Below are 12,322 nucleotides of genomic sequence, written 5' to 3'. Positions count from 1 at the left end.
GTGGTGGTATGACGCTCAAGCTGACACAAAACCTTTGGCTGTGGGGCGGCACGCTTGCCTTGATGCTGCTGATGGTCATACCGTTCGCCGGCTGGATAAGTGCCGTGGCGGCATTGGTCGTTGTGATCGTGGTCGCCTGGGCCTGGGTCCGGGTGGGACGCCGTTTTGCACGGCAGGGCCAGCAGTTGGTGTTGGTCGGCGATACCTTCCTGCCACCGACTGCCTACCGTCAGCCGGTGATATTGGTCTGTGGCGATGGCCTGAGTGGTCTATTCGGTGCGGTGCCAGCTGACCAATTGGCCCTGCGCACCACCTCGCAGGGGTGTTATGTGCGTATCCCCAGCCTTGAGCAACTATTACCGATCATCACGGGCATCCAGGCCTTTCGCCCGGACTGGGGTGGGCAACTTAGCGTCATGTTTGTTGCCAACCCCGGCGAGCACACCGACGCCGCAGAGCTTGCGGGTCAGGTGCGCGTCTTTTGCCATCAGCTCGCCCTGGTGCGCAAGCGCGGCCTGGCACTGCCGCTAATGCTGGTGAGTTATGTGCAAGCCGCAAAAGGCGAAAGGACCTGGTTCAGTTGGGAGGCCGGTCAACCCAGCCCTCTGGTGCGCGAGGCTGGTGCCTGTATCAGCCTGACCGACTGGCAGCGGCAGGCCGCCGACAGTGCAACCTACGCCGCACGTTTGTGCAGGAGCGTTCAGGTCAGCAGCGTGGCGACGTGGCTGAAGGAAACACTACTTCCGCACTTCGAGCCCCGTGACACTCATCACCCACTGGCCTGCGCCATCACCCTGGTACCGGTTCTACCCCTACAGGTCGCCGGCAATCTATGGCAACAATGGTTACGTGACAAGGTGGGGTTGAGTGATGCCGGGCAACCGCTGGTGGAGGTAAGTCCGGCTTTACCGTTTCCTGATCCCTTGCTGAATCTGCTGCCGCTCCACGCCCGACGCTCCCCAGCCCTGTGGGCAAGTGTAGTGGCGTGCTGGTTGTTTGCGGTAGCTGGCGTCGTGGCCCTGGCCAGCTCGGCATGGCAGAACAACCTGCTGCTGCGGCAGGTCAGTGACGACTTGCGACGCTATGCCTCCATTCCCCCAGCCGAGCGTCGTGACCAACCCCAATTCGTCTTGCGTGAAAACGCTGTTGCAGTGTTGCGCCAAGATGCCAGTCGCCTGGACGACTACTACCGACAGGGCGAACCGCTGGCACTGGGCCTGGGACTGTATCGCGGCGAAATTTTGCGCCAGCCGCTGTTGGCGACCATCGCCAGTCATCGACAACCGCCCAAAGCCCCCCCGCTTGCGAAGGTTCCCAACCCGGTGCGCCTGGACAGCCTGTCACTGTTCGGCACGGGCAGCGCTGAACTTAAGGCTGGCTCGACCAAGGTGCTGATCAACGCCCTGGTCAACATCAAGGCCCAGCCAGGCTGGCTGATTGTTATTGCCGGGCATACCGATGTCACCGGCAGCCCCGAGCAAAACCTTGAACTGTCCCGCGCCCGCGCCGCCTCGGTGCGTGACTGGATGCAGCGCATGGGCGACATCCCCGACAGTTGTTTTGCGGTCCAGGGCTTTGGTGCCAACCAGCCAGTGGCCAGCAATGACACCGAGGTTGGGCGTGCTGCCAACCGTCGCGTCGATATCCGTCTGGTGCCGGAGGTGGGGGCCTGTGCGTTGCCCACAGCGGTGCTGGACAGACACCCCCGGCCGCATCCAGCGGCATTCAAATTTTGAGAAAAGGAGCTTTACATGGCTATTCCCGTTTACCTCTGGCTGCAAGATGACGGCGGTGCTGAAATCAAAGGGTCCGTGGACGTACAAAAGCGCGAAGGCAGTATCGAGGTCATCGCCCAGGACCACAGCCTGTACATCCCCACCGACAACAACACCGGCAAGCTGACTGGCACCCGGGTGCACACCCCGTTCCTGTTCTCCAAGGAAATCGATGCGTCCAGTCCTTACCTGTACAAGGCGGTGACCACTGGCCAGACCCTCAAGAGCGCCGAGTTCAAGTGGTACCGCATCGATGACGCCGGCCAGGAAGTCGAGTACTTCATCACCAAGCTGGAAAACGTCAAGGTCGTAAAAGTCGCGCCGAAAATGCACGACGTCAAAGACCCGAGCAAGGAAAAGCACAACCACCTGGAGCAGATCGAGCTGCGTTACGAGAAGGTCACCTGGACCTACAAAGACGGCAACATCATTCACTCCGATTCCTGGAACGAACGCCAGAGCGCCTGATGCGAGAAGGCCAGCAGGCGGGTTTCCGTCTGCTGGTTCGCGGTGTGCAGGGTTGAGCGTCCGCTCGCGGGCGCTGAGCCAAACACATCGAACTGTCTGTGCTGTAGACGGCACACCGAAAATCCACAACAGGGATGTATCCCATGGCTCAGAGTTCTGCCCGTTTGCTTCGCCGCCTCAACCCCTATTGCGCTCAGGCACTGAGCGCGGCGGCATCCTTGTGCCAGAGCCGCGCCCATGGGCTGATCAGTATCGAGCACTGGTTGCTCAAGTTGCTGGAGCAGGGCGAAGGCGACCTGACCCTCATCGCCCGTCGCTACGAATGGGATATGGATGCACTCTGGCGCGGCCTGCTCGATCACCTCGACAGTCTGCCGCGCAGTGTGCAGGCCAAGCCGCAGCTGTGTGGCAAGCTGCAACAACTGATCAAGAACGCCTGGTTGCAGGCATCCCTGGATGGCAACAACGACACGTTGCGCTCGGCCCACCTGCTCGGCGCACTGCTGGAGACGCCCAGCCTGCTCACCTGTGATGCCGCCTGGCCGCTGCTCAGTATCAGCGACACCCAGTTACAGCGGTTATTCGAAATGCTCGACCAGCATTCCGAAGAGCGGCCACAGGTGCAACAAGAGGCCGTGCTGAACCGAACCGAGACCTCTGTAACACAGGCTTCATCCAGTGCGGACAAGTCAGAAGCCCTGAAAGTCATCTTGGACAAATTCACCCACGACGTTACCGCTAAGGCCTGGGCGGGACAGATCGATCCGGTGTTCGGCCGTGACGATGAGATTAGGCAGGTCATCGACATTCTCAGTCGCCGGCGCAAGAACAACCCGATCTTGGTGGGTGAACCCGGGGTGGGTAAAACCGCGCTGGTTGAAGGCCTTGCATTGCGCATCGTTGAAGGCAATGTCCCTGACAGCCTCAAGCCTGTCAGTGTTCGCACGCTGGATCTGGGCCTGCTGCAGGCCGGCGCCGGGGTGAAAGGCGAGTTCGAACAACGCCTGAAAAACGTCATCGACGCCGTGCAGCAATCGCCTCACCCGGTACTGCTGTTTATCGACGAAGCGCACACCCTGATCGGCGCCGGCAACCAGGCCGGCGGTGCTGACGCCGCCAACCTACTCAAGCCTGCCCTGGCGCGCGGCGAGTTGCGCACCATCGCAGCCACGACCTGGAGCGAATACAAACAGTATTTTGAACGTGACGCCGCCCTGGAACGACGTTTCCAGATGGTCAAGGTCGACGAACCGGATGACGCCAACGCCAGCCTGATGCTGCGCGGCCTCAAGGCGCGTTATGCCAGCCACCATGGCGTGCATATTCTGGACGCTGCGGTACAGGCGGCGGTCAACCTGTCGCGGCGCTACCTGACCGGCCGCCAACTGCCGGACAAGGCCGTCGACCTGCTGGATACCGCCAGCGCAAGGGTACGCATGAGCCTCGATTGCGAGCCCCAGGCGCTGGTCCGCATCAAGGCCCGGCAGACCGCCCTGGAGCTGGAGCGTCAAGCCCTAGAAGAAGATCAACAACTGAGTGGCAGCTCCGCAGGCGAGCGTTTGGCGATCATCGCTGCGCAACACGCCGACCTGCACCGCCAGCAACTAGAGCTTGAGGAGCAATACCGCCGCGAACTCGACCTCACCCAACAACTGCTTGATGCCCGTCAGGCCGAACCGCCACGGATGGACGCTTGCCTGCACCTGCAACAACAACTGAGCGACGCCCAGGGCAACCAGCCATTGCTCTCCCTGGACGTTGACGCCCGCAGCGTGGCCGAAGTGATTGCCGACTGGACCGGCGTGCCGCTGGGCAGCTTGCTAAAGGACGAACAAGCCAACCTGCTGGAGCTGGAGCAACAACTGGGTGAACAAGTGATCGGCCAGGACCACGCCCTCGGCGCCTTGGCCCAACGCCTGCGTGCGGCCAAGACCGGACTCACGGACGAGAAGGCACCGCTGGGTGTGTTCCTGCTGGTGGGCACCAGTGGCGTCGGCAAGACCGAAACCGCCCTGGCCCTGGCCGACAAGCTGTTCGGTGGCGAAAAATCACTGATCACCATCAACCTCTCGGAATACCAGGAAGCCCACACGGTCAGCCAGCTCAAAGGCTCGCCGCCCGGTTACGTCGGTTATGGCCAGGGCGGTGTGCTCACTGAAGCGGTGCGTCAACGTCCTTACAGCGTGGTGCTACTCGATGAGGTAGAAAAAGCGCACCGCGACGTCCTCAATCTTTTTTATCAAGTCTTCGACCGTGGCTGCATGCGTGATGGCGAAGGACGGGAAATCGACTTTCGTAATACGGTCATTCTGATGACCTCCAACCTGGGTAGCGATGAACTGCAAGCCTGCCTGCAAGAGTTCCCCGGCGCGCCGGACAGCATTCTGCACGAGCTGCTGCGCCCGATCCTGCGCGAGCACTTCCAGCCGGCCCTGTTGGCGCGCTTCCAGACTTTGATCTACCGCCCGCTGCAAGCCGACGCCCTCAAAAACATCGTCGCGATCAAGCTTGCTCAGGTCGCCAAACGTCTGCAGCGCCACTACGGGTTGGATTGCCAGATCGACGCAGCCCTCAACGAGGCCCTGGTGACCGCCTGCCTGCTGCCTGACACGGGAGCGCGCAACATCGACAGTCTGCTCAATCAGCAGATCCTGCCGGTGCTCAGTCAGCAATTGCTGCAACGCCAGGCCGCCCAGCAGAAAATCCTCGGCGTGACCCTGGGCTACAGCGATGAAGAAGGCATTGTGCTGAATTTCACAGACACCCAAGACGCGACATTACCCGTCGCCATGGAGGTCTGAACATGCTCAACGAACTGCGCACTTTCTTCGATCACAGCCGTCACACACTCACCGTTCGCGACGTTGACGCACGGCTCGACGTTCTCGCTTTCGAGGGTTCAGAGGCCCTGAGCCAACCGTTCAACTACCGTGTTGAATTCACCTGCTTCGACAGCGATATCGGCGCCGAAAAAATCCTCGGCCAGAACGCCTGTTTCAGCCTGCACGGTGCACCGCACAACCTGCCGTTTTTGGGCCTGAGTGCGCCCAAGGTCAAGCCACTGCGCACGCTGCACGGTGTGGTCACCGGATTTAAACGCCTGTCCGGCTCCATTGATGAAGCCCGCTACGAAATCACCCTCGAACCACACCTGGCGCTGCTTGGCCAAGGCCGGCAATTTCGGATCTACCAACACCAGTCGGTGCCGCAGATCGTCGAAAGTATTCTGCGTACCCGCCACGATTTTGAAGGCCAGGACTTTCTCTTCAACCTAGTGCGTGAATACCCCAAGCGCGAACAAGTCATGCAGTACGGCGAAAGCGATCTGGCCTTCATCAACCGTCTGCTGGCCGACGTCGGCATCTGGTACCGCTTCACCCGTGACGAGCGCCTGAACATCGACGTGGTGGAGTTTCACGATGACCAACGTCACTATCAGTTCGACGTCGCGCTGGCGTACCGCCCTCAGTCGGGCCTAAGCAGCAGCGGGCAGGATGGCGTGTGGGCCTTGCAATCCAGCCATCAAGTCGTAGAAAAACACGTCAACATCCGCGCCTACCATCACCGTGTTGCCACGGCCCACCTGAATGGCGATGTTGATCAAACCCGTGGTGCCAGCACCACCTACGGTGAGGCCTACCACTACGCCGAACCGTACACCGTACTGGGTGATCCCTATGCCCATGACGAAGACCTGCAAAGCGAAAGCGGTTTTTTCTATGCGCGCCTGCGTCACGAGCGTTACCTTAATGGCCAGACTCAACTCAGCGGTGTTAGCAGCAGCGCCACCCTGGCGCCGGGTCAGGTGCTCAAGATCTCAGGCGGCGCGCCGCAAGCGTTTGGCCCTGGTGCGGTCATTACCCAGTTGACCACGCGTGCCGCTCGGGATCGCAGTTTTGAAGTCAGCTTTGAGGCAATCCCTTACTCGGAAACGGTGTGCTTTCGCCCAGCGCTGCACAGCAAACCGCAAATCGCCGGCACCGTTCCGGCCCGCGTCACCAGCCCGCAGGAACATGACCCCTACGGTCACATCGATATCGAGGGTCGCTACAAAGTTAACTTTCTGTTCGACCGCGACAGCTGGAAACCCGGTGAAGAAAGCCTGTGGCTGCGTCTGGCGCGTCCCTATGCCGGCGACACCCATGGCCTGCACCTGCCGCTGATCCCCGGTACCGAAGTCGCCATTGCCTTTGAACAGGGCGACCCGGACCGTCCGTACATCGCCCATGCCTTACACGACAGCCAGCACCCTGACCACGTGACGCTGGGTAAACGCGACTACACGCGCAACGTGCTGCGCACGCCAGCCAACAACAAGCTGCGCATGGAAGACCTGCGCGGGCAGGAGCACATCAAGCTCAGTACCGAGCACAGCGGCAAGAGCCAACTCAACCTCGGGCACCTGGTCGATGCGCAAAAGCAAAAGCGCGGTGAAGGCTTTGAACTGCGCACCGACGGCTGGGGCGCAATTCGGGGTGGGAAAGGGTTGTTTATCACTGCTGATGAACAGGCCAAGGCCACCGGTGACGTACTGACCATGGAGCCGGCTTCCAGTCAGATCCAGGGCGCGAAACAGCAAATCGCCGACTGGCAGGACATCGCTCAGGCCCACCACAGCCGCCAGCCCACTATCACCGGCTTGCAGCAGTTTCACGACAGCGCCAAAGACCTGAACGCCTCGGCCATCCTGCTCAGTGCCCCAAAAGGTATTGGTGCGGTGACCCCCGCCAGCCTCCTGCTCAAAAGCGGCGATGCGATGTACGTGCAAAGCAACGACGAAATCAACCTGGCCGCCGCGCAGCGCCTGTCCCTCCACGCGAATCAGGCCATCTCGCTACTGGCCCAGCAGGAAGGCATGCGCCTGGTGTCCGGCAAGGGACCACTGGAAATCGAATCCCACGGCGACGTGATGAATCTGATTGCCCAGCAAGACATCACCATGCAGACCGTGCAGGGCCACCTGCAACTGACGGCCAAGAACGGCATCACCCTGGCTTGTGGCGGTGGTTACATCCGTATCACCCCGGCGGGCGCCATCGACATCCACAGCCCAGGAAAGCTCAACCTTAAGGGCCAGCATGTCTGGGAAACAACCGCCAGCCAGAGTTTTCCCATGCCCGAATTGCCGCAGTCGGTGTGCGAAGAATGTCTGAAAATTGCTCAAACGCAAGCGGCGGGCGCAGTCATGCGCACCGCTGGCTGAGGGTAGAAAAATGCAAGAGCACTACACACGATGGATCGAGCAGATAGAAAGCCTTTGCGGCTCCGCGAACGTGGGGCATGTCGATGTCGTGGTTGATCAAGCAGGCTGGGATATATCCATATTACCAGCCCTTCGTCTCATGGAGCCGGGCATGTCCTGGTTTTCTTTGTTCAGCGAAACACCAGAGGAGGCACTGTTGACGCAGGCGCCCCTTCTGATGCGAATCAACCTCGACGACTGGCGGCACAAAGCCTGGCTGGAAGAGCTGGTTGAACAGGTTGGGCATCTGCCACGCCTCATGCTGTTGATTTCACCTATGCCGTTTGATGTTTTGGCTAAGTCCCTTCAGGGGCTCTCGCAGCTTGAGTGGGGAGGCCAGTCTGGATTGCTGCGCTTTTATGACCCTCGTGTAATGTCTGAAGTGTTGGCCAGCGTATTGAGCCCTGAACAGAAAGAGCAATTCCTGCGCGTGACCCTGTTCTGGAGCTGGCTGGATCGGGACCAGCAGCCTGCTTGGCAGCCTGGCACCTATCGGTCGAATCAGACCCTGGATGAAACCTTTCCTCCCATTAGCTTGGCTGACTCTCAATTTGACCGGTTGGGCAGCATCAGTGACGCACAAAATTTGCTCGCGGTTGCAAGGATGAAGTTTCCGGAACTTTCCCATGAGCAATGTTTTGCAAGTTGCTATCGGGTAGTGCTTCAAGCGAATCGGGAAAACTATTTTGGTGACTTGAAACTATACGCAAAGCTGAATTTTGACCGTGCGGATATTGCTTAGATGAGCGTCGTTAGCTATCTGTTGATCAATGCAGACATTTTTCGTACCGGACTTGAGCGCAAATAGGGAGTAGAGGATGAGCTATTTAAAAGGCAGTACTGTGTGCAAATGGGTGGGCGGTTGTTTGCTTGTGTTACTCGCTGGATGCTCGGTGGGGGAGTCCAAGTTTTTAGCGGGAAATTTGAATGGTGTGAATCACACATCAGCGGCCATTAATCACTTTTCCGTGAATGGTTATGGCGGCGCCAATATATCTCCACATGGCTATGGTGGTGGGATGTGCTGTGCGATGTTGCCAAGGCAATGGCAGCCAGGCTTGAAGCTTAAAGTGGAGTGGGAAGCTGATCCGAATCCTAATGCGCATTTACCTGCCTTGGGAACCGACGCGTACCGAGCGGCGTATGCCAAACATAAAGCCAACTACCAACAACACAGCGCCATAGTGGACCTCCCAGCTTATGAGACAGAAAAGCTGTGTTCATTAAAGGTTCACTTTCTACCATGCAATCAAATAAAGGTCACAACTGCCTGCATGGCTTATGGCCAACCTGGATATCCAATTAAAGAGCCATTGGAAATGAAGGAGCCAGCCATATGTCCGAAGTGAAGAACATTGAGTCGGTTTATGTGCCGGCCATATTTCCAAATAAAGGGCGCCTGCCCAGTGATCCGCAGAGCGTAATCGATAATTACGACCTACAAATGGCCGAGACAGAGAAGTATCGCCAGGAGTTAAATGCCCAACGCGGTTTTCGTGGTGATTCCAGGGACGTACAGAATCTGTTTATTGAAAGTGAAAACGAACAATTCCGGACACAACCGATCCAGGTTTTGAACGAAAGGCGCTTGGGGTCGGCGCTTTCCGTACCGAACTTGATAGCAAATAAGGAGTGGGGATGAGCTATTTAAAAGACAGTGTTGTGTGCCAATGGGTGGGCGGTTGTTTACTTGCGTTACTGGCTGGGTGCTCGGTGGGAGAGTCAAAGTTTTTGGCGGGCAATTTGAATGGAGTGAATCACACGTCAGCGGCCATTAATCACTTTTCCGTGAATGGTTATGGCGGCGCCAATATATCTCCACATGGCTATGGTGGTGGGATGTGCTGTGCGATGTTGCCAAGGCAATGGCAGCCAGGCTTGAAGCTTAAAGTGGAGTGGGAAACTGATCCGAATCCTTATGCGAAATCCCCTCCTTTAGGTACGGATGCATTTCGAGCCTTTATGGTAAAGCACAAAGCCAATTACCAACAACACAGCGCCATAGTGGATCTGCCTCCTTACGAAGACAGGCTGTGTGCGTTGGAAGTGCATTTTCTGCCCTGTAATAAAGTCAAGGTATCAACTTCCTGTTGGCGCTATCCATCACCAAATAGCCCAATCAAGGATCCGTTGGAAATGAAGGAGCCAGCCATATGTCCGAAGTGAAGAACATTGAGTCGGCTTATGCGCCAGCTATATTTTCAAATAAAGGGCGTTTGCCCAGTGATCCGCAAAGCGTAATCAATAATTACGACCTACAAATGGCCGAGACAGAGAAGTATCGCCAGAAGTTAAATGCCCAACGCGGTTTGCGGGGTGCTTCCACCTGCGCACGCAGCCTGCATATCAGCTTGTTCTTTGACGGTACTAACAACAACGAACCCTACGATACCCGTAAGGCCACACCGCCCCACCCGACCAATATCGCCCGGCTCTACCACGCCAGCCTGGAGCAGCCGGAAAGCGGCTACTTTCGTTATTACATCCCTGGTGTGGGAACTCCCTTCCCTGAAATTGGTGAGATGGACTTCAGCATGCGCGGGCTGGCCTTCGCCAATCGGGGTGAGGACCGGATTAATTGGGGGCTATTGCAAATTGCCGATGCACTGTCCTTCGCCCTGAACAACAAGCAGGGGTTGGATCTGCCGGTCGCCCAGGCCAAGCTCAAGACAATGGCCACTACCTGGCCGCTGACTGCATTGGGAAAAAGCAGCCGACGCCAGGCTATGGCCTCGCTGTTGGAGCCCTTGAGGGTCAAGGTCGAGACGACACAGCCCAAGGTGCTGGCGATCAAGCTGTTCGTCTATGGTTTTTCTCGTGGGGCAGCGGAGGCACGCACTTTCGTTACCTGGTTGAGCGAGCTGTTCGATACTCCGGAAGGTGCCGAAGACCCGGAGCAGGCACTATTGGGACTGCCGTTGACCATCGAGTTTCTTGGCCTGCTGGACACCGTGGCCTCGGTCGGTAGCGCCCATGCCGCGCCCTTTGCTGACGGGCATATGGACTGGGCTGATGGCACGCAGCAATTGCCTGATGTCAAAACATTCCCCGAGTGGATCAAGGTCTGCCGGCATTTTGTCGCTGCCCACGAACAACGCTTGTGCTTCCCACTGGACTCGATTCGCTACGCCGATGGCCTTTATCCCCCTTACGCCCGAGAAGTGGTCTACCCCGGCGTGCACTCGGATGTGGGCGGCGGTTACCCGCCGGAGGATCAAGGCAAGGCCCGGGGCGGTTCGGGCGAGTTGATGTCGCAGATTGTGCTGCATGACCTGTATGCGGAGGCTTTTGCGGCTGGTGCACCGTTAACGGTGCCTGAGGCGGTGTTGCCGGATAAACTGCGGCAAATTTCTCCAGCGAGACATATGGTTCTCGATACATTAGAAGAGTTTGATACCACTCCAATACTCATCGACCGCTTCAATGCCTGGCGCAGCACCCTGGGCCTAGTCGAAGAGAACACCGCACAAACTCCGCCGAACGACGAATCCCTACGTCTGGGGCATTCCCTCGAAGACGCCATGGCCGCGCAATTGGCCTGGCTCACCGGATGGCGCATCGAGCGTCTGGCCCGTGGCAGTTACGCCAATGAACCCTTCTACGGCAAGGCCATACAGACCAATGCATCGCTGCAAGAGACGCAAAAAGCCAAACGTGAGGCTGAGATCGCCGACGCCAAACGCAAGCGAAAAGAGGCCAGAGGTCAGGAGAACGAAGCACAGCTTCTGTTGGGGACGGCCAGTCCGCCCACTTACGAGCCGGTGAAGGATCAGCAGCAGATCCACGAAGCCGCTGTAGAGTTCGAACACGACTATCAAGGTTGGCGGCGCGATCAGAGCAGCGTGACGGGCTGGGTAGTCGATGTAGCGCTCAGGGACACGGTGTACCTGCTCAATGATGACGACGAGCAGCAAGAGTACGAGCGGATCAAGGCTGAGGGGGAGGTGCGCGCCAAGGAGCTCTTTGTTGAAGTTGGGACCAACAGCAATAAGTTTCGCGTCACCGATTCGCCGCAGAAAGCTGCGGTGGTCGCGCTGTTTGACGACCAGGTGCATGACTCGCGTGCCTGGTTTTTGCACGACGCTATGAGTTCACGGGAGTTGTGGGGGGATTACTTCCGTTATCGCATGGTGTATTTCGGCGGTGAGACTAATAAGCGCATGACCCCGGTGGTGGTGGCTGGGCGTGTGGTGGGCATCGCACTGGTACTGGGCGGGGTTTACAGCATCCGTCGTCATGGCTGGAAAGGTCTGGCTGGCACGCTGGGCGCTGCGTCGGTGGGTTACCAGGTGATCAACGTTGTCAGTGGCAAAGTGGAGCCTTTCCTGCCAGGGGCAGAGAAAGTCCTGCAACCGACCTTTGCGATCGGTGAGGTGGTGGCGCAGCAAACGCAAGCCATTATTGAGGGGGAAGAAGCCCTGCGCATGCAGAGCATGCTGGACTATCTGAAGCGCACTGGTGGCTTGGTCGAGCAGGCTAAGGAGCTGGTGTCATGATGCCCCTAGTACGCATGGGCGACCCATTGCATCCCTTCGGCGGTGAGGTGTTGTCGGGACACTACGAGGCCTTCGGTAAGCCGGTGGCCTGTGTGGACGATCAAGTCCGTTGCAATCTGCATGGCATGACGCACATTGTCGAAGGTACGTCGATTTCTACCATGGACGGCAAACCTGTGGCGCTGGACGGCCATCGTTGCGCGTGCGGTTGCCAGTTGGTCAGCACCCTGGCGGCAACTTCAATGATTGTCGCACCATGAACCGGCCCCCTGAGTACCCCGACTTCGTTGAGCCGGGCGCGCCGCGTTGGCGAGGTTGGTGGTTGGGGTTGGGGCTGCTGT

General features: G+C 58.4%; 10 protein-coding genes. All 10 read left to right on the top strand.

Features of this window, described 5'->3' with window-relative positions; translation table 11 throughout:
• Positions 1-8: 8 nt before the first annotated feature.
• The 10 genes from AACY44_RS20055 (at position 9) to AACY44_RS20010 (ending at position 12,241) form a co-directional block, all read left to right on the top strand.
• Positions 9-1,736 (top strand): OmpA family protein, encoded by a 1,728-nt coding sequence (locus AACY44_RS20055; protein ID WP_339416747.1) that lies wholly within the window; start codon positions 9-11, stop codon positions 1,734-1,736.
• Between the two features lie 15 nt (positions 1,737-1,751).
• Entirely contained in the window at positions 1,752-2,243 is a 492-nt protein-coding gene (locus AACY44_RS20050) for an Hcp family type VI secretion system effector (RefSeq protein WP_124377347.1), read from the top strand.
• Positions 2,244-2,386: 143 nt separating this feature from the next.
• A complete protein-coding gene (gene tssH / locus AACY44_RS20045; RefSeq protein ID WP_339416748.1) occupies positions 2,387-5,044 on the top strand; it encodes a type VI secretion system ATPase TssH in 2,658 nt (885 codons plus the stop codon).
• Positions 5,045-5,046: 2 nt separating this feature from the next.
• A complete protein-coding gene (locus AACY44_RS20040; RefSeq protein WP_339530927.1) occupies positions 5,047-7,446 on the top strand; it encodes a type VI secretion system Vgr family protein in 2,400 nt (799 codons plus the stop codon).
• Positions 7,447-7,456: 10 nt separating this feature from the next.
• Positions 7,457-8,227: a DUF4123 domain-containing protein gene (locus AACY44_RS20035; RefSeq protein WP_339455432.1), complete on the top strand. Its 771-nt coding sequence runs from the start codon at positions 7,457-7,459 to the stop codon at positions 8,225-8,227.
• A 76-nt stretch (positions 8,228-8,303) separates the two neighbouring features.
• Positions 8,304-8,834 carry a DUF3304 domain-containing protein gene (locus tag AACY44_RS20030; protein ID WP_339455431.1) on the top strand — a complete coding sequence of 177 codons (531 nt, stop codon included), beginning with the start codon at positions 8,304-8,306 and terminating at the stop codon, positions 8,832-8,834.
• On the top strand, positions 8,822-9,127 hold the full coding sequence (locus AACY44_RS20025) for a hypothetical protein (RefSeq protein WP_339455430.1): 306 nt from the start codon (positions 8,822-8,824) through the stop codon (positions 9,125-9,127). Before AACY44_RS20030 ends, AACY44_RS20025 begins: the two co-directional genes overlap by 13 nt.
• Positions 9,124-9,651 carry a DUF3304 domain-containing protein gene (locus AACY44_RS20020; RefSeq protein ID WP_339455429.1) on the top strand — a complete coding sequence of 176 codons (528 nt, stop codon included), beginning with the start codon at positions 9,124-9,126 and terminating at the stop codon, positions 9,649-9,651. The genes AACY44_RS20025 and AACY44_RS20020 overlap by 4 nt, the downstream gene beginning before the upstream one ends.
• Positions 9,639-11,981 (top strand): T6SS phospholipase effector Tle1-like catalytic domain-containing protein, encoded by a 2,343-nt coding sequence (locus AACY44_RS20015; RefSeq protein ID WP_339530924.1) that lies wholly within the window; start codon positions 9,639-9,641, stop codon positions 11,979-11,981. Before AACY44_RS20020 ends, AACY44_RS20015 begins: the two co-directional genes overlap by 13 nt.
• Positions 11,978-12,241, top strand: a complete 264-nt coding sequence (locus tag AACY44_RS20010; protein WP_038995957.1) for a PAAR domain-containing protein — start codon at positions 11,978-11,980, stop codon at positions 12,239-12,241. Before AACY44_RS20015 ends, AACY44_RS20010 begins: the two co-directional genes overlap by 4 nt.
• Positions 12,242-12,322 lie beyond the last annotated feature (81 nt).

The sequence above is a fragment of the Pseudomonas sp. RA_15y_Pfl1_P11 genome (genome assembly GCF_963970975.1).
Classification (GTDB): domain Bacteria; phylum Pseudomonadota; class Gammaproteobacteria; order Pseudomonadales; family Pseudomonadaceae; genus Aquipseudomonas; species Aquipseudomonas tritici.
This window is presented reverse-complemented; position numbering and strand designations above follow the sequence as displayed.

Coding starts and splice junctions, on each gene's coding strand:
- AACY44_RS20015 (WP_339530924.1), top strand. CDS start 9,639: ATGTCCGAAGTGAAGAACATTGAGTCGGCTTATGCGCCAGCTATATTT.
- AACY44_RS20040 (WP_339530927.1), top strand. CDS start 5,047: ATGCTCAACGAACTGCGCACTTTCTTCGATCACAGCCGTCACACACTC.
- AACY44_RS20050 (WP_124377347.1), top strand. CDS start 1,752: ATGGCTATTCCCGTTTACCTCTGGCTGCAAGATGACGGCGGTGCTGAA.
- AACY44_RS20055 (WP_339416747.1), top strand. CDS start 9: ATGACGCTCAAGCTGACACAAAACCTTTGGCTGTGGGGCGGCACGCTT.
- tssH (WP_339416748.1), top strand. CDS start 2,387: ATGGCTCAGAGTTCTGCCCGTTTGCTTCGCCGCCTCAACCCCTATTGC.
- AACY44_RS20025 (WP_339455430.1), top strand. CDS start 8,822: ATGTCCGAAGTGAAGAACATTGAGTCGGTTTATGTGCCGGCCATATTT.
- AACY44_RS20035 (WP_339455432.1), top strand. CDS start 7,457: ATGCAAGAGCACTACACACGATGGATCGAGCAGATAGAAAGCCTTTGC.
- AACY44_RS20030 (WP_339455431.1), top strand. CDS start 8,304: ATGAGCTATTTAAAAGGCAGTACTGTGTGCAAATGGGTGGGCGGTTGT.
- AACY44_RS20020 (WP_339455429.1), top strand. CDS start 9,124: ATGAGCTATTTAAAAGACAGTGTTGTGTGCCAATGGGTGGGCGGTTGT.
- AACY44_RS20010 (WP_038995957.1), top strand. CDS start 11,978: ATGATGCCCCTAGTACGCATGGGCGACCCATTGCATCCCTTCGGCGGT.